The sequence below is a fragment of the Corallococcus sp. AB018 genome (assembly GCF_003986945.1).
Taxonomy (GTDB): Bacteria; Myxococcota; Myxococcia; order Myxococcales; family Myxococcaceae; genus Corallococcus; species Corallococcus exiguus.
The window spans coordinates 1-17,452 of the sequence record NZ_RAWR01000223.1 but is presented as its reverse complement, the minus strand read 5'-3'; the positions used below and the strand labels follow the sequence as shown (position 1 = coordinate 17,452).

The 17,452-nt window shown below is 71.4% G+C and carries 11 protein-coding genes; 7 read left to right on the top strand and 4 right to left on the bottom strand.

The genetic code is table 11. The features are described 5' to 3' along the window. The 6 genes from D7Y11_RS34790 to D7Y11_RS34765 all read left to right on the top strand — a co-directional run. Positions 1-633, top strand: a 633-nt coding sequence (locus D7Y11_RS34790; protein ID WP_126935830.1) for an FtsX-like permease family protein, incomplete at its 5' end; no start/stop codon positions are given. Positions 634-735: 102 nt separating this feature from the next. Continuing rightward, entirely contained in the window at positions 736-1,278 is a 543-nt protein-coding gene (locus D7Y11_RS34785) for a hypothetical protein (RefSeq protein WP_120579794.1), read from the top strand. A gap of 197 nt (positions 1,279-1,475) precedes the next feature. Then, positions 1,476-5,345, top strand: coding sequence for a DEAD/DEAH box helicase (locus D7Y11_RS34780; RefSeq protein ID WP_233607480.1), 3,870 nt, complete (start codon positions 1,476-1,478; stop codon positions 5,343-5,345). 91 nt (positions 5,346-5,436) lie between these two features. Continuing rightward, complete coding sequence (locus D7Y11_RS34775; RefSeq protein ID WP_121777510.1) at positions 5,437-6,843, top strand: pitrilysin family protein; 1,407 nt, start codon at positions 5,437-5,439, stop codon at positions 6,841-6,843. 35 nt (positions 6,844-6,878) lie between these two features. Further along, positions 6,879-8,366, top strand: coding sequence for a pitrilysin family protein (locus D7Y11_RS34770; protein WP_233597346.1), 1,488 nt, complete (start codon positions 6,879-6,881; stop codon positions 8,364-8,366). 162 nt (positions 8,367-8,528) lie between these two features. Then, entirely contained in the window at positions 8,529-10,145 is a 1,617-nt protein-coding gene (locus D7Y11_RS34765; RefSeq protein WP_126935828.1) for a hypothetical protein, read from the top strand. Between the two features lie 18 nt (positions 10,146-10,163). Here the strand turns inward: D7Y11_RS34765 and D7Y11_RS34760 are convergent, their stop codons facing one another. Further along, positions 10,164-11,360, bottom strand: coding sequence for a DUF1615 domain-containing protein (locus D7Y11_RS34760; protein WP_120579799.1), 1,197 nt, complete (start codon positions 11,358-11,360; stop codon positions 10,164-10,166). Between the two features lie 258 nt (positions 11,361-11,618). Here D7Y11_RS34760 and D7Y11_RS34755 point away from each other — a divergent pair, with 258 nt between their 5' ends. Then, the gene (locus D7Y11_RS34755) at positions 11,619-13,838 is read left to right on the top strand and encodes a M4 family metallopeptidase (protein ID WP_121755396.1); all 2,220 of its coding nucleotides are present in this window, start codon (positions 11,619-11,621) and stop codon (positions 13,836-13,838) included. A 120-nt stretch (positions 13,839-13,958) separates the two neighbouring features. Here the strand turns inward: D7Y11_RS34755 and D7Y11_RS34750 are convergent, their stop codons facing one another. The 3 genes from D7Y11_RS34750 to D7Y11_RS34740 form a co-directional block, all read right to left on the bottom strand. Continuing rightward, entirely contained in the window at positions 13,959-14,783 is an 825-nt protein-coding gene (locus D7Y11_RS34750) for a hypothetical protein (protein WP_233597347.1), read from the bottom strand. 93 nt (positions 14,784-14,876) lie between these two features. Next, positions 14,877-15,686 (bottom strand): hypothetical protein, encoded by an 810-nt coding sequence (locus D7Y11_RS34745; protein WP_120579802.1) that lies wholly within the window; start codon positions 15,684-15,686, stop codon positions 14,877-14,879. 1 nt (position 15,687) lies between these two features. Further along, positions 15,688-17,452, bottom strand: a 1,765-nt coding sequence (locus tag D7Y11_RS34740; RefSeq protein WP_148139253.1) for an acyl-CoA dehydrogenase, incomplete at its 5' end; no start/stop codon positions are given.

Genomic DNA, 17,452 nt, shown 5'->3' with positions numbered 1-17,452 from the left:
ATCGTGGGGGTGGTGGGCGACGTGCGCCAGGCCGGGCTGGACAAGGTGCCGCTCGCGGAGCTGCACGTCCCCTACGGCAGGCCTTGGGGCGACAACGGGATGGTGCTGGTGCTGCGTACCGGGGGGGGCCCAGAAGGGCTCACGCCAGCGCTCCGGGAGGTGGTGCGGCGGCTGGATTCGGACGTGCCGGTCCACCGTGCGCTGACGATGGAGCAGGTCATTGAGCAGTCGCTGGGCATGCGGCGGCTGGTGCTGTGGCTGCTGGGGGGCTTCGCCGTCGTGGCGCTGGTGCTCTCGTCGGCGGGGCTCTACGGCGTCATCTCCTATCTGGTGTCGCAACAGACGCGGGAGATTGGAATCCGCATGGCCCTGGGCGCGCGCTCCGCGGATGTGCTCTGGCTCGTCATGGGGCACGGTGCGTTGCTGGCGGGCGCGGGCATCGGGCTGGGGCTCGCGGGTGCGCTGGCGCTGGCTCGCGTCCTGGAGAGCCAGCTCTACGGCGTCACGGCCCACGACCCCCTCACGTTCGGAGGCGTGGCGGCGCTGCTCGGGGCGGTGGCGCTGCTGGCCTGCTGGCTCCCGGCCCGCCGGGCCACCCGGGTGGATCCGCTCCTGGCCATCCGCTCGGACTGATGGGGCTTGCCCTGTCGCTGGCCTGGGGCCTCCCGGTCGACGCACCGGGTGCACATCCGGGCGCGACGCGGTAGATGGGTGTCCCGGAGGTTCATCAACGCAATGGACGCGAACGTGGTGGCGGAGCTGGAGAAGGCGGGCGTGAAGGTGGAGGACCCCATGCGCCTGTTCATCCCCGTGGAACGGGACGAGCAGGGCCAGGTGAAGGTCGTGGGCGACGAGGTGCCCGTGCGCTTCGGTGACGTCACCGCCCACGTGCGCCTGCAGCCCATCTCCGCGCTGTGGACCGGGAACAAGCAGCCCCCTGACTTCAGCCGGCCTCCCTTCCCGGAGTACGAGCCGTTCTTCTTCCTCATCGAGGCCACCGCCGCCGGCTTCTGCCGCGACACCCGCCACGCGGAGGTCGACCAGGAGTTCTCCCAGCTCTACCGGCACCTCGCGCGCCGGCCCGACGGCCACCACAAGAACGCGCTCTTCTCCTACCTGCGCGCCGCCGCCCGCCTGTACCTGTCCCTGCGCGACGTCAGCCAGGCGGAGTTCGAGGCCGTGGCCCAGCGACTCCACCAGTCCGCCAAGCTGCACGCGGGCCACGTCGGCAGCACGAACTACTTCCAGGCCGTGCTGCGGCAGGTGCTGGGCGCCTAGCGTCCGCTGGGAGCGCTCGCCGGGCCGCCGGGTGTCCACTCGCGGAGGCTCCGGCGTGACGACTTGAAGACAGGGCTCGTGGGAGGACGACCCCATGGGTAGTTTCCCACCCGATGCCCTCCCGCACTTCCTCGTCCTCCTCTTCGCTCCGGCAACGGATTACCCGGAAACATCTCCAGGAGCTGGCCGACCGGGAGATGTTCGCCCAGGCCCGGCGGTGGCTCCTTCAGGAGGCGGTGGACGTGCGGCCGCCCTCCCAGGAGTGTGTCCGGGGGACCGTCACCGAGGAAGGCACCGGGCGCATGTTCGACGCGGCCCTCTGCGTGGACCCCGACTCCCGGGGGCTGCTGCTCGAGTGTGAATGCGCCGCGTACTGGGACGAGGGGGTCTGCGCGCACGCGGTCGCGGTCGGGCTCGCGTGGCTCCAGGCCTCCGGGCTCCAGGTGCGGCGCGCTGCTCCGTCCCAGCCGTCTGTTTCCGAGCGCCGCGTGGAGGCCCCCGCGCGGCCCTCCACGCCCGTCGACATCCAGCGGTGGCTGGTGGAGCACCAGGTCGGACGTGCCCGCGCCGTGCCCCTGGCCGTGCTGGCGCCCCTGCTGTCCGCCCCCTCCACGCGGCACGTCCTCCCCGTGCTGCGCAAGGCCACGGTGGTGGACGCGCTGGAGGGCAGCTCGAAGCTCCGCCGCGCGACGGCCCTGGAGCAGAAGATGCTCGCGGAGGCCGCCTGGCAGTGGGTCCGCGACGAGGCAGGGCGCGTGTCGCGCGGGCTGGCCCATGAAGCCTCCGCGCAGCCCCTGCCGCCGCCCACGGATGGCCGCCTCGCCCCGCTGCTGGATGCGCTGACGCGGGCCCGCGCGCGGATCCGCGAGCAGGCCCTGCCACGCTCGTTGTCCCCGGTTCCCACGGTCATCCTCGCGGAGCGCCCCTTGCGGCTGCTCGTGAAGGACCCGGAGCTCGCGGTGTGGCGCCCCACGCACCACTCCGAGAGCGCCCAGGCCGAAGGCTTCGCCGGGCTCGACCCTCGCGCCCTGATGGAGGGCCGCCCGGGCGTGGCCTGTCAGTGCAGCCCCGGGGACGCCGAGGCCACCTGCGCCCATGCCCTGACCGCCGTCGACGCGGCGCTGGCGTTCCTGGTGCAGCCGAAACAGGCCTCACTCGCCGTGCGGCTGGCGGAGCTGTTGCTCGAAGCGCCGGGGCGCGAGCTGCTGTCCGCGCTGACGGCCTCCGCCCTGGAGCGGACGGTTCGCGAAGAGGCCCCGGCGGACGGGCGCTTCGTCACCTTCCGGCTGGAGCCGGAGTTCTCGCGCGGCTGGCGGCTCCGGCCCTATCTGCACTTCCCCTCGAAGAAGGGTGGGCTGACCCAGGGCCATGCCGTCGCCGGGTACGACCGCGGCAAGCTGCTCCCGTCGCTCCAGGACCCGGATGAGCGCCGCGCCTGGTCCCTCCTCGAAGCGGGGGAGCGGATGGAGCGGCACTCGGTGATGTATGGGATATACGACGGGCCCATGGACGACATGGGGGGCGGCGCGCCGTACGCGCTGCTGCTCCAGGCGCTGCGGTCGCTCGCGCGCAGCCCCCGGCTCCGGATCGCCGGCGGCGCGGACGCCCCGGCGCGGGTGCGGGAGGCGTCGCTGGGCTTCGCCCTGGAGCAGGATGGACAGGCCCTGCGCCTGCGGCCCGCGGTGGACGGGCGCCCCGTGACCGCGGAGGCCCTGACGCCGCCTCCCGAGGGGCCGCTGACCTCCCAGCCGTGGCTGCTCGTCGAGCCCGCCGCGCCGGGGGTCACCCTGGTGACCGTGCCCCCCGACGCAAGGGCCCTGCTCGAATCCCTGGCGCGCCACGGCACCTACGTCTCCGAGGGGCAGCGCGGCGCGTTCCTGGAGCACCTCTCCACGCTGGAGGCGGCCTTCCCGGTGGCGCTGCCGCCGGCCCTGGAGCCCCGCCCCGTGGAGGCCAGCCCGGGCCTGCTGGCGCGGCTGCGCGCGGTGGAGGACTCCGCGCTGGAGGTCTCGCTCCTCGTGAGGCCCCTGCCGGAGGCGCCTCCCCAGCCCGTGGGCGAGGGCGCTCCCGTGGTCCGCGGCCAGCGGGACAAGGAGCGCGTCATGGTCCGGCGCGACCTGGACGCGGAGCGGAAGGAGGCGGACGCGCTCCTCTCGCGTCTGTCATTGCCGACCGGCATGTATCACTTCACGCGCGACACCGCCGAGGACGCGCTCCAGTTGCTGGAGGCGCTGGAGCCGCTCGCGGGTCCGGAGCTGCGCGTGGAGTGGGCGGAGCAGCCCTGGACCGTGACGCGCCCGGAGACCTCGAACGTGCGGGTCCAGATCCTGCGGGAGCACGACTGGTTCGGCGCGAAGGGCGGCGTGGAGCTGGAGGGCGCGCGCGTGGAGCTGGCGGTCCTGCTGGAGGCCGTGCGCCGCCGCCAGCGTTATGTCCCGCTGGGGAAGGGGCGCTGGATGCGCCTGACGGAGGCGCTGCGCGAGCAGCTGACCCCGCTCGCGGACGTGGCGCACCCGGGGCGCAAGGGACTGGAGGTGAGCGCCGCGGCGGCGCCCGCGCTGGACACGCTGAAGAAGGCGGGCGCGAGCGTCCAGGCGCCCCCGGACTGGCTCCAACTGGCGAAGCGCATCCGTGATGCCCACGCGCGCGCGGTGCGCGTGCCCCGGAGCCTGAAGGCGGAGCTGCGCGACTACCAGCGCGAGGGCTTCGTGTGGCTCGCGCGGCTGGCCTCGTGGGGCGCGGGCGCGTGCCTCGCGGACGACATGGGCCTGGGCAAGACGGTCCAGGCGCTGGCCCTGCTGCTGTTTCGCGCGGCGGCCGGCCCCGCGCTGGTGGTGGCGCCCACGTCCCTGCGCGGCAACTGGGTGCGCGAGGCCGCCCGCTTCGCGCCGTCGCTGCGCGTGCACGTCTGGCAGGACGCGGACCGGGACGCCCTGCCGGCCCGGCTGGGGCCCCGGGACGTGCTGATCATCAGCTACGGACTCCTGGCGAGGGACGCCGCGAAGCTTTCGGATGTGACCTTCGCCACGCTGGTGGTGGACGAAGCGCAGGCGGTGAAGAACCCGGACACGGCCCGGGCCCGCGCGCTGCGCGGCGTGAAGGCCGAGGCCCGCGTGGCGCTCACCGGCACGCCGGTGGAGAACCGCCTGTCCGAGCTGTGGAGCCTCTTCCACCTGCTGTTCCCCGGCCTGCTGGGCGGGCGCGAGTCCTTCCACTCGCGGTTCGCCGTCCCCATCGAGCGGGACCGGAACGCGGATGCGCGCGCGTCCCTGGCCCGGCTGGTGCGCCCCTTCCTCCTGCGCCGCACCAAGGCAAACGTGGCGCGCGAGCTGCCTCCGCGCGTGGACACGGTGGTGCCCGTCACGCTGTCGGACGCCGAGCGGCGCGTGTACGACGACGTGCGGCTCGCGGCCCTGGCCCGGCTGGGCGAGGGAACTCCTGGCGGAGACCAGCGCTTCGAGATGCTGGCCGCGCTCACCCGACTGCGATTGGCCGCCTGTCATCCCCGCCTGGTGGATCCGGACACGGGGCTGTCCTCCTCCAAGCTGGAGCGCGTGCTGGAGCGGGTGGACGAGTTGATGGCGGAGGGAGGCCGCGCGCTCGTCTTCAGCCAGTTCGTTCGCCACCTGGCCCTGGTGCGCGACGCGCTGGAGGCGCGGGGCATTTCGTTCCAGTACCTGGATGGACGGACGCCCGCGGCGGAGCGGCAGGCCCGCGTGGAGGCCTTCCAGCGAGGGGAGGGCGCGCTCTTCCTCATCTCGCTCAAGGCAGGCGGCACCGGCCTCAACCTCACCGGCGCGGACCACGTGCTCCATCTGGATCCGTGGTGGAACCCCGCGGTGGAGGACCAGGCCTCCGACCGGGCCCACCGCATCGGGCAGACGCGTCCCGTCACCGTGTCGCGGTTCGTCTCCGAAGGCACCATCGAGGAGGCCATCCTCGCCCTCCACGCGGAGAAGCGGGAGCTGGCGGACAGCCTCCTGTCCGAGGCGGACGGCGCGGCCGCGCTGTCCCCCACGCAGCTCCTGGGGCTGCTGCGCTTCGGCGCGGGGACCCCCGAGGATTGAGCCGGAGCCGCGCACCCACGCGGCGTTTCTGGAATAGGGTGCGTGGCCGCCCGTTCCCGGGCGCCGCCGTGGTCCCTCCCCAGGAGCAAGGATGTTCCGTCCACCGTTGTCGTGGTTCGCCTGTCTGGCCCTCCTGGGTGCGCCCCAGGCCGGGGCCCAGGCCGTCGCCGAGCCTTCCGCGAAGCCCGCAGCCGCCTCCACCCCCGTCGCGAAGCTGGGCTCGGACATCCAGGCCCGCACGCTGAAGAACGGGCTCACCGTCATCGTCTGGCCGGACCACGACATCCCCAACGTGGCGCTCGCCAACTGGTTCCGCGTGGGCAGCCGCAACGAGCGCCCCGGCATCACCGGCCTGTCCCACTTCTTCGAGCACATGATGTTCAACGGCGCGAAGAAGTACGGCCCCGGTGAGTTCGACCGCGTCATGGAGGCCAACGGCGGCTCCAACAACGCCTTCACCTCCGAGGACGTCACCGTCTACCTGGACTGGTTCCCGGCCTCCGCGCTGCCCCTCATCCTGGACCTGGAACAGGACCGGCTCCAGTCGCTCTCCTTCGACCCCAAGGTCATCGAGTCCGAGCGCGGTGTCGTCTACTCCGAGCGCCGCTCGGGCGTGGACAATGACAACAACGGCGCGCTCCAGGAGCAGCTGCAGGCCACCGCCTTCGTCGCGCATCCGTACCAGATTCCCGTCATCGGCTGGCCGTCCGACATCGAGTCCTGGCGCATGGAGGACCTCCAGCAGTACTTCAAGACGTACTACGCCCCCAACAACGCCACGCTCGTCCTCGCGGGCGACCTGGATCCGGCCCGCGTCTTCGAGCAGGTGGAGGCCACGCTGGGCACCATCCCCTCGCAGCCCGCGCCAGAGCCCGTGCGCACCAAGGAACCCGAACAGCAGGGCGAGCGGCGCATCGTCGTGAAGAAGCTGGCGCAGTCCCCGCTGCTCCAGGTCGCCTACCACGGCCTCGCCGCCAACGACCCGGACATGGAGACGCTGGAGCTCTTGGGCCTCATCCTCTCGCACGGGGACTCGTCGCGCCTGCACCGCAAGCTGGTGGACGAGGCGCGCGTGGCCATCCGCGTCCGGAGCTCCACGGCCGGGGGATTCGACCCGTCGCTCGTCTGGTTCTCCGTGGACCTGACGCCGGGCGGTGACCTGGCGAAGACGGAGGCGCTGCTCACCGCGGAGCTGGCTCGCGTGGTGAAGGACGGTGTCACCGACGCGGAGCTGCGCAAGGCGCGCAACGTGGCCCTGGCCACCTTCTGGCGCAAGCTGGAGACCAACAGCGGCCGCTCCCGCGAGCTGGGGAACGCCGCCACCTTCCGGGGAGACTGGAAGGCCCTGTTCGACGCGCCCTCGCGCTACGAGCAGGTCACCCGCGACGGCGTGAAGGCGCTGGCCGCCCGCATCTTCAACCCCGACCACCGCACCGTGGGCTGGCTCGTCCCCACCACGGCTCCCGCTGCCCCGGCCAGCAAGGAGTCCGCGCGATGAGTGCTTCCTTCCGCCTTCGTTTCTCGGGTCCCCACATGATGCGCTCCACCCTCGCCGCGCTGCTGTTCACCTCCGCGTGCGCGACCGCGCCGACGCCCGCTCCCTCCTCCGCGCCCACGCCGCCGGAAGCCCCGGCACCGGCCACGCCCGCGCCCGCGGTCCCGCTGTCCACGAAGGGCGTGACGCTGCCGGAGACGACCTCCGTCACGCTGAAGAACGGCGTGCGGCTGCTCCTCGTGGAGAAGCACGAGCTGCCACTGGTGTCCTTCAGCGCATGGCTCAAGGGCGGCGCTGTCACCGACCCCGCCGGCAAGGAAGGCCTGGCCGCGCTCACCGCCGAGCTGCTCCAGAAGGGCGCGGGCTCTCGCAACGCCCAGCAGTTCGCCGACGCCGTGGACGGCGTGGGCGGCGAGCTGGACGTCGTGCCCGCACGCGAGGCGCTCGTCCTCAACGGCAGCTTCCAGTCCCGCGACACCGCGCTGATGGTGGAGCTGCTGTCGGACATGCTCGTGCGCCCTCGCTTCGACGCGCAGGAGCTGGAGAAGGCCCGCGCGCTGCGCGTGTCGGAGATCGCCTCCGCCAAGGACGGCGACCCGCGCATGCTCATTGGCGTGTACTTCAACGCCTTCCACTTCCCCTCGCACCCGTACGGCGGATCCGCGGTGGGCAGTGAGGCGTCGCTGCCGGGCATCAGCCGGAGCGACGTGCTCGGCTGGGCGAAGGCGAACCTGGGCGGGGACCGGCTCATCCTCTCCGTCGTGGGCGACTTCGACGCGAAGCAGCTGGCCGCGAAGCTGGAGGCCGCGCTGGGCGGATGGGCCCCGGCGGCACAGTCGCTCGCCGCCGTGCCCGCCACCGCGCCCACGAAGGGCCGCCACGTGCTGCTGGTGGACAAGCCCGACGCCACCCAGACCTACTTCGCCATCGGCAACACCGGCATCCGCCGCACCGACCCGGACCGCGTCGTGGCGGAGCTGGGCAACACCGTGCTGGGCGGCCGCTTCACCTCGCTGCTCAACACCGAGCTGCGCGTGAAGACCGGCCTCACCTATGGTGCACGCTCCGCGCTGGCCCCGGCCCTCCAGCCCGGCACCGTCGTCCTGACGTCCTATACCCAGACGGCCACCACGGGCCGTGCCATCGACCTGGCGCTGGACGTGCTCGCGCGCTACCGCCAGGACGGCATGGATGACGCCATGCTCGCCTCCGCCAAGGCCTATGTCCTGGGGCAGTTCCCGCCGACGCTGGAGACCGGGGAGCAGCTGGCCATGAAGCTGTCGGAGCTGGCGTTCTACGGACTGGACGCACAGGACGTGAACGGGTTCGCGGACGCCGTGTCCTCGGCCACCCGCGGCAGCGTGCACACCGTGCTCCAGCGCGTCCTGCCCGCCCAGGAGGACCTGACGTTCGTCCTCATTGGCAAGGCGGAGGCCCTGCGCGACGTGGCCCGCAAGTACGGTCCCGTCACGGAGATGAAGATCTCCGACAAGCGCTTCGCCCCGCCGACGGCTCCGGGCCGATAAATGTCAGACGGAGGTGGGCGCAAGCCTTGAAGCGCGCCCACCGGAATTACCAATCAAGAATTAAATATCCAGGAAGTCAGACCCTTCGCGTATAGGTGGCAGTGTCTGGTCGGGGCCGGGACCGGACAAACACTGCCAAATTCTTGTCGCGAAGGGGCATCCATGCCCTTGCGACGTCTGTCTTTGTTGCTCGTCCCCACCTGCGCGGCCTGGCTGGGCTGCGGGGAAGCCGCGCCTTCCTCCGAGGAGGTGAACCCTCCCGAAATCGCGCTGGACCCCCGCGAGGGGACCGCGGTCATCGCCAACGAGGACATGCTGCCGGGCTGTGGTGAGCCCGACGCGGGCACGGGGCCGGTGGACGCGGGCACGTCCGTGCTGGTGACTGCGGACACGCGCTTCCACTCCAGCGCCGGGGTGGCGGTGGTTCCCCAGAACCTGGCCGGCCGCGACCTGGAAATCCTGGTCCCCAACGGCGTCGACTTCGACCGGTACACCGGCACGCCGGTGGCGGGGGGCATGCGCTTCGACAACGTTCCGGACGGTGAGTACTTCCTGCGCTCGAGCCGGCACTACTTCCTGACGCGCGAGCGCCGCTTCGACCTGGGCGTCAACCGCATTGGCCGGCCGGACGCCGTCTACGTGCCCGTCACCGAGTCCCCCATGTCGGCGGAGCTCTTCAACCTGGATCCGTGGCAGGACTACACGTCCATCTCCGAGCCGGGCAGCTCCGTGCAGCTCATCAGCGCGGACGTGGACCTCTACAGCACGTCGTCCCTGTGGACCCAGGCCGGTGACACGTCCATCGTCGACCCGTACGCCTACGCGTACTTCAGCACCGGCTACGGAGCGCCCGTCCTGGATGCGTCGAAGGGCGACCGCCTCTACGTGAACCAGCTCAACTCCGTGCATGCCGGCACGCTGCCGAGCGGCGGGACCCTGGCGTACCAGTCCGTGGCGAGCAGCGCGCACCTGCCGTCGTTCTCGTTCACCCCGGACGGCACCACTTCGCTGCCGCTCGAGGCCACGTTGGCGCTCGTGAGGCAGACGCCCTTCTCCCTGGAATGGCGCCTGAACGAGTTCACCCGTTGGCGCTCGGACGCGAACCCCAGCGGCACGCTCAGCTATCCCTCCATGGCGCTGGTGCCCGCGCCGTTCGGCTACCAGCACGGCTGGGTGGGCTACCAGGGAGAGCTCTTCAACATGTGGCTGCCACGCGGTGAGAATGGCGTCATCGCGAGCCGGCTCGCCTACGGCAATCCCTATCCGTCCAACTGGGGCGTGGTGGGCTCCGTCGGCTATTCGTTCCGGTCCGCGACGCCCGTCGTCGTGGGGGGCCGGACCCACTACCCCAGCGGCAGCATCTACGTCACCGACCGGCTGGACCACCTCATCGCGGGTCCCATCCAGCCGTCCGTCTCACCGCCGCGGGAGCTGCGCATCGACGGCGTGGATGCCTACGTGTCGCGCGTCGTGGGCTCCAACCAGCCGGTCATCGACTGGCGAGCCCCCGTCATGGGCACGCCCCGGAACTACACCGTGTCCGTCATCCAGCTGATCGACACCTTCGCCGCCAACCCGACGGTGCGCTTCTACGTGCCCGGTGACCGGACGCAGGTCCGCCTGCCGCCGGGTCTGCTGCTGCCCGGGTCGACCTACTACGTGCGCGTGATGGCGGAGGGTTCGCCGAACTACGAGCCCTCGCGCGCGCCGTACGTCACCGGGGAGCTGCTGCCCATCATCACCGCGGACACGTTCAGCGCCGTCTTCACCACGCCGTAGTCCCGACGTGGCGGCCCGCTACCGCGCAGGCTGGCGGTGGCGGGCCATGCACTGCTGGTAGCGGGCGTCCACCGACTTCGCGAACCACGCGGTGGAGCGCTCCCCGCTCAGCTTCACGCTCTTGAGCGTCACCTGGGGCAGCTGGGCGTAGGCGGGCGCCTGTCCCGTCCGGTTCGCGTACACGCGCTTCACCGCCAGGTACGTGTCCGTCTTCTCGAAGTCCGCCGTCTTCTCCTCCTCCACGTCCCGGCGCACCCGGCGCTCGCTCAGGTCCGGCGCGTAGCGCTGACGGAAGAGGAGCAGCGCCTTGAGGCTCTGGCTGTCCTCGCCGCGCGGCTCACCCTCCTTGTCGTACAGCTGGAGGTCGCCGTCGGTCGCCAGGGCGACGCCGGTGAGCCGGCTGACCTGGGCCTGTAGCGCCGCGTTGCGCGAGCTGTAGACGCCGCTGTTGAAGTCCGCGAAGCGGTAGAGCGGTGCGTCGTACGCGGCCTCGAAGCCCAGCAGCCGGGAGGTTCCGTAGCGCACGCCGCCCGCGCGCGTGTAGAGCGACTCGCGCACCGCCACCGGATCCGCGTCCGGGCCCGCCTTCGCCACCGCGTAGCGCACGCTGACCTGCATGGAGCCCGCGGTGGTGACGGGGTTCTGCCCCGCGAACGAGGACGGGCCGAACAGCGAGCTGGCCAGGTCCGCGGCCGCGTACGCCGCCGGGTACTCCGCTTCGTAGTACGCCAGCATGTCCCGGAAGAGCCGGTCCAGGTCCCGCTCCGTGCGCAGGGTGTCCAGCCGCGCCCCGAAGGTGCGCTTCGCCCCCTTCGGCTTCGCCGCGAGGACGTCTTCCAGCAGCCGGCGTCCCAGCGGACCCAGCCGTCCCGCAGTGCCGTCCAGCTTCTGACGCACCAGCTTGGGCAGCCCCGGCACGGCGGGGTCCGCCTGGAAGCCGGACTCCTGTTCGATGATGGCCAGCACCTGACACACCTCCGGCGCCGCGGCGGGAATCGCCTCCGCGTCCAGGGCCGCCAGCACGTCACCTGCCCAGCCCTCGCGCTCCACCCCCTTCACCTTCGCGGGCAGGAGCCGCGCCACCTGCGCCACCGACAACGTGGGCGGCGCGGGCACCTGCGTCACCACCGGCGCCCGCGACGCGCAGGCCGTGAGCGCCAGCAGCACCCCCACGCACAGCCCTTCCGTCCACCGGCGCCCGGCGTTCCGCGTCATGTCAGACCCCTGATGCACCCTTCCGCCCGTCTCATGAAACATTTTTTGAGACATCCTGGGGGCAGGTCCGTTCTCTCAGGAGAGCCGGTGAAGAGCTGCAAAGCTGTTGAAATTTTCCAGAACGGCAATTCAGGTTCTCTAGGTTTGCTCAGCATGGCGGGTAAAAGTGGCTAAACGTACTTTTGCCAAAAAGTAGTTGCTCTGATGATTTCAAGTGTGTCACGTATCATCCCGCTGTTTCTTCATGGAGGTATCGCGTTGGCTCATCGACTGTTGAAGACGATTGGCGCGGCCTGGTTGGGCGTGGCTCTGACGGCGTGCGGTACGCAGGGTTCCTCGGGAGAGGAGACGCAGGCGCCTGAGCAGGAGAAGTCGGGCGAGGACATCCAGAGCACGCTGAACGCGCTCGGTGGTGCCCAGGTGCTGGGCGTGCACGCGGACGGCATCCCCGACAGCATCCGGGGCGAGCTGGGCCGGGTGGAGCGGACGCTGAACACGCTGGACGCGAGCCGCCAGGCGGTCGCGGGCGTGGCCCCGGCGTTCCGGCTGAACGCGGACGACATGGTGCTGCGCAAGTCGAACACCGACGAGCAGGGCAACCAGCACCTGCGCTTCACGCAGACGAAGAACGGCCTGGAAGTGGTCGGCGGTGAGCTGGTGGTGCACGTGCGTCCGGACGGCACGGTGTTCCGCGCCAACGGCTCCGCGCGCGACGGCCTGAACGTGTCCGCGCTGCCGCGCATCGCGGCCGCGTCCGCGCGGGATGCGGCGCTGAGCTCCACGGTGGGCACGGGCCTGGAGGTCCAGGGTGCTCCCCGCCTGGTGTACGTGCGCACCGAGGAAGGCGCGCTGCGCCTGGCGTATGAGGTGAAGGTCACGGGCGAGAACGACCTGATGCCCCTGCGCGACCGCGTGTACGTGAGCGCCCAGGACGGCTCCATCGTGCTGCGCGCGCCGGAGATCCACACCGCGCTCAACCGCAAGGTGTACAGCGCGAACAACGGCACCAGCACCCCGGGCACGCTCAAGCGCAGCGAGGGCCAGGCGGCCATCGGTGACTCGCATGTCGACATGAACTACGACATGCTGGGCTACACCTACGACTGCTACAAGGTGCTCTTCAACCGCGACTCGCTGAACAACGCGGGCACGGCGCTCATCAGCACGGTGCACTACAGCCGCAACTACGTGAACGCCTACTGGGACGGCACCCAGATGGTGTACGGCGACGGCGACGGCGTGAACTCCATCGAGCTGGGCAAGGACGCGGACGTCACCGTCCACGAGCTGACCCACGCCGTGACGGAGTACGAGTCCAACCTCACGTACTCCGGTCAGTCCGGCGGTCTGAACGAGGCGATGTCCGACACCTTCGGCGCCGTCTGCGAGAGCCGCGTCAACGGCTGGAGCACCGCGGCGGACATCTGGATGGTGGGCGAGGACGTGTGGACGCCGGGCACGCCGAACGACGCCCTGCGCTACATGGACGACCCGGCGAAGGACGGCGCGTCCAAGGACTGGGCGGCCAACGTGACGTCCGGCACGGACGTGCACTACAGCTCCGGCGTGCCGAACCTGGCGTTCGCGCTGCTCTCCAAGGGCGGCGTGCACCCGCGCGGTCGCAGCACCATCAACGTGCCGGCCATCGGCGTCGAGAAGGCCGCTCGCATCTGGTACAAGGCCAACACCGACATCTACACGGCGGGCACCACGTTCGCGCAGGCGAAGACGTGGACCATCCAGGCCGCCTCGGACCTGGGCTACGACCAGGCCACGCAGGACGCGGTGAAGGCCGCCTGGGAAGCGGTGGGCGTGGGTGGCACTGTGACGCCCCCGACCTCCATCCCGCTGACCAACGGCACGGCGGTGACGGGCCTGGGCGACAGCTCGGGCAACTCCAAGTACTACTCGCTGGTCGTTCCGGCGGGCGCCACGGCCCTGACGTTCACCACCACGGGTGGCACGGGTGACGTGGACCTGTACGTGAAGTTCGGCGCGGTGCCGGACGCCTCGACCTACGACTGCCGTCCGTACGCCAGCGGCAACGCGGAGACGTGCACCATCACCAACATCCAGGCGGGCACGTACTACGTGATGCTGAACGCCTACTCCACGTACGCGAACGTGACGCTGAAGGGCAGCTTCACGGCCCCCGGCGGTGGTGGCGGCAACGTGCTGCAGAACAACGTCCCGGTGACGGGCATCTCCGGCGCCTCCGGCTCGTTCACCAACGAGTGGATCACCGTGGACGTGCCGGCGAACAAGACGGTCACCTTCTCCACCGCGGGCGGCACGGGCGACGCGGACATGCACGTGAAGTTCGGCTCCTCGCCGACGACCACCTCGTACGACTGCCGTCCGTACCTGTCCGGCAACAACGAGTCGTGCAGCATCACCAAGACGACCGCGGGCAAGTACTACGTGAAGATCCGTGGCTACAGCGCCTACTCGGGCGTGACGCTCAAGGCCATCTGGTAGTCGCATCCGCATCCATCCCGGCTCCCTTCGCGTGAAGGGAGTCCGGGACGAAGACAGGCACCCGGGGAGCCCACATGGCTTCCCGGGTGTCGTCGTTTCAGGCGTCGGAAGAAACGCGAGCTAGCGCCGCACTTGCACGTCGCGCGCGACGGTGCGGCCGCCCATGAGGACGAACTGCGCGCGCACCGGGGTGCCCTCCTCAAGCTCCTTGAGGGGAACGCGCTGGCCCTGGCGCAGGCCGCGGCTGCGCTGGTCGAGCTGGAGCTCGTAGACGGTGCCCTCGCCGTCGCGCACGTGCAGGGTGTCCCTGCCCACGCGTGTCACTCGGCCGCTCACGGTGCTGGACGCGATGACGACCTGCTCCAGCGGCCGGTTGGCGGAGGTGTCCGTCACCGCCGCCTGCGCCGCCTTGGCCGCGCCCTCGTACCAGGACTCGTCGTCGTTGGCCTGCACGGCCTGGGCGCCAATCATCACGCGGCCCTCGGCGGGCGCCTGCGTCGCGGGCGTGCCGTCCGGGTTGGCCTGGGGCCGCTGCTGGGCGTTCGCCTGCTGGGGGGTCGGATTCGCCGGAGCGGCCTGCGGGGGCCGGGCGGCGTTCGGGTTGGCCTGGGCGTTCTGACGGGCCGGGGCCTGCGCCGTGGCGCCTTGCGCGGGCTCGTTGACGCGGGGGCCTGGCAGCGGCCGGGCACCGGGTGGCGGCGCCGTGTCCGGAGGCACCTGCGCGTTCGCCGTGGGCAGCGCGTCGCCACTGGGGACGCGGTCGCCGTCCACGGTGTTCCGCGCCAGCGCGGGCGTGGCCGGCACCATCAGTCCGCCGCTCGCGGAGTCGCGGGCCTGCATCGTCGTCGGTGACGCCGGCACCGCGTCCTCGGTGTCATGCTCCTGACAGCCGGAAGCGAGCGAGCACAGCCCCACCATCCCCCACCACATCCACCGTCCACCCATCCGCCAACCCTCCCGCAGGCAAACCTGCGGACGACCCCCTGTCGTTGCAAGCGTCCGGCGTGCGACGGGGTGTTGGGTTCTGGATGGCGAAGGCTACGCGGGGAACGTGGCGGCCACTGCGTGCACGTGCTCGCGCACCAGCGCCCTGGCGGTGAGCAGCTCCGTCACATCCGAGGGCGTGTAGCCCAGGCACAGCACCACGTCGTCCTCGGGGGCGGCGCGCGTGCCCAGCGCCGCGTAGTCGAGTGAACGCGGGGCGGGTTCGCCTTCCGTGTCGTGGGTGAAGCGGCCGAACACGGCGGCCTGTCCGTCGCGGCCGGGGGCCGTCTCCTTGAGGGCGAAGAGGCGGCGCACGGCGGCGAGCGATTCGGGACGCTCGCGCATCAGGTCCGGGGACGCGGGGCCTCCCAGCTCCCACTCGAGGAGCTTCAGGCAGCCGCGCACGAACTCCACGTCGGTGATGACCAGCCCGTAGAGGTACCAGTCCGCGCACGCGGCCTGGACCAGTCGGGCCTGGGCGTCGGTGAGCCAGCCGAAGGACGGACAGGTGAACGTCTCACAGACGGTGGCGCGGTAGACGCCGCAGTCGCGCAGGTCCGTGCCGCCCGTCACCAGCGGGTGGCCCAGGCAGCCCACGCGCTGGTGCTCCGCGTCCAGGAAGCCCAGCAGGGGACACACCCGCACGATGGGGAAGAGCGCGGGGGCGTCCCGGTTCGCGGTGAGCTCGCGCGCGGCCTCGGCGTAGGCCTCGGGCGTGTGGGGCGTGCGGGAGAGCCGCTCCGTCTGCGTGGTGAGCCGCCGGGTCAGCGCCGCGCGCGAGTGGTCCCGGAAGTTGTAGAGGCCGCAGCAGGCGCCGCACGAGGCGCCCGCGCCGGGCTGGCACAGGTGGAAGGAGACGGACATGTCAGAACCAGTCCGGACGCATGCGCGCGTAGGAGTCCTCGCCCGTACGGCACAGGTGGGCGAGCAGCGGCACGCGCGGCACCTCCACCGCGAACCAGTACTGCGCGGCGGCGAGCTTGCCCTCGTAGAAGGCGGTGTCCTCCGACGTGGGCGCACGGGAGAGGCCTTCCTTCGAGGCGGCGGCCTGCGCGAGCCAGCGCCACGCCACGGCCACCACGCTGAAGAGCTCCAGGAAGTCCGTGCTGTGGCGGAGCATCACGTCCACTTCCCCCGCCATGCCGCGCGCGCCCAGCTCCAGCGTGAGGGCCGCGGCCTGCTGGAGCGCGTCCTCCAGCGCGTCGCTCCACGCGGGCTCCACTCCGGCGGCGCGGGCGCGGGTGGTGGTGGCGCGCACCTCCTCGTCGAGCGCCTGGAGCGCGGCGCCGCCCTCCGCCACTGCCTTGCGCCCGAGCAGGTCCAGGCCCTGGATGCCGGTGGTGCCCTCGTGGATGCTGTTGAGCTTCTGGTCGCGCAGCCACGCTTCCGGCAGGTACTCGCTGGAGTAGCCGTAGCCGCCGTGGATCTGGAGCGCGAGCGCGTTGGCTTCGAAGCCCTTCTCCGCGGGGAACGTCTTGGCGATGGGCGTGAGCAGGTCCAGCAGCAGCTGCGCGCGCTTGCGCGTGGCTTCGTCCTGAGCGTGGTGGGAGAGGTCCGCCTGGGTGGAGGTGGTGAGCAGGAGCGCGAGGCCGCCCTCCACGATGGCCTTCTGGCGCAGCAGCATGCGCCGCACGTCCGCGTGTTCGATGATGGGGGACTGGGCGCGCGTGGTGTCGCGGATGCCCGCGGGGCGGCCCTGGGGGCGCTCTCGCGCGTAGGCGAGCGACTCCTGGTAGGCGACGGCGGCGGTGGACACGCCGTTGAGGCCCACCATGATGCGCGCCTCGTTCATCATCTGGAACATGCACGCGAGCCCGCGTCCGGGCTGGCCCACGAGCCAGCCGTGACAGTCATTGGCTTCGCCGAAGTTGAGGACGAGGCTGGGCAGGCCGCGCCAGCCAATCTTGTGGATGACGCCGGCCACCTGGACGTCGTTGGGGGCGAAGGTGTCCCCTTTCGGCCTGCGCGCGGGTACGGCGAAGAGGGACACGCCGCGCGTGCCGCCCTCCGCGCCCTCGATGCGGGCGAGGGTGAGGTGCACGACGTTGTCGGTGAAGTCCTGGTCGCCGCCGCTGATGAAGATTTTGGAGCCCTGGAGGCGGTAGGAGCCGTCCGGGGCGGGCGTGGCGCGCGTCTTCACGTCCGCGAGGCTGCTGCCAGCCTGGGGCTCGGTGAGGGCCATGGTGCCGGTCCACTCGCCCCGGTACAGCCGGGCCATGAAGGTGTCGCGCAGGAAGGGCGTGCCGAAGACTTCCAGCAGGTGCGCGGCGCCAATCGTGAGGCCCAGGTAGCCATAGGCGCTGAGGTTGGCGGCCATGAGGTAGGCGCTGGCCACGGCGTGCACGGTGAGGGGGAGCTGCTGGCCGCCGACGTCGGGAGGGCGGGTGGCGGTGAGCAGGCCCAGGTCGACCATGCCGGCGTAGAGCGAGCGCATGGCCGGATGGACGCGCACGCGGCCGTGTTCGAAGACGGGCGGGGCGGCGTCCATGGGCCGGTAGGTGGGGGCGAGCACCTCACGGGCGAAGCGGCGGGTGCTGTCCAGGAGGAGCGCGAAGGTGTCGCGCGAGTGCTCCTGGAAGGCAGGCAGCGCGCAGAGGGCGGTGGTGTCCAGCGCTTCGTAGAGCTGGAAG

Bases quoted from the DNA above. Each gene is read 5' to 3' on its own strand.
- D7Y11_RS34780 (WP_233607480.1), top strand. From the start codon at position 1,476: ATGTTCGCCCAGGCCCGGCGGTGGCTCCTTCAGGAGGCGGTGGACGTG.
- D7Y11_RS34785 (WP_120579794.1), top strand. From the start codon at position 736: ATGGACGCGAACGTGGTGGCGGAGCTGGAGAAGGCGGGCGTGAAGGTG.
- D7Y11_RS34750 (WP_233597347.1), bottom strand. From the start codon at position 14,783: ATGGGTGGACGGTGGATGTGGTGGGGGATGGTGGGGCTGTGCTCGCTC.
- D7Y11_RS34770 (WP_233597346.1), top strand. From the start codon at position 6,879: ATGATGCGCTCCACCCTCGCCGCGCTGCTGTTCACCTCCGCGTGCGCG.
- D7Y11_RS34765 (WP_126935828.1), top strand. From the start codon at position 8,529: ATGCCCTTGCGACGTCTGTCTTTGTTGCTCGTCCCCACCTGCGCGGCC.
- D7Y11_RS34760 (WP_120579799.1), bottom strand. From the start codon at position 11,360: ATGACGCGGAACGCCGGGCGCCGGTGGACGGAAGGGCTGTGCGTGGGG.
- D7Y11_RS34745 (WP_120579802.1), bottom strand. From the start codon at position 15,686: ATGTCCGTCTCCTTCCACCTGTGCCAGCCCGGCGCGGGCGCCTCGTGC.
- D7Y11_RS34775 (WP_121777510.1), top strand. From the start codon at position 5,437: ATGTTCCGTCCACCGTTGTCGTGGTTCGCCTGTCTGGCCCTCCTGGGT.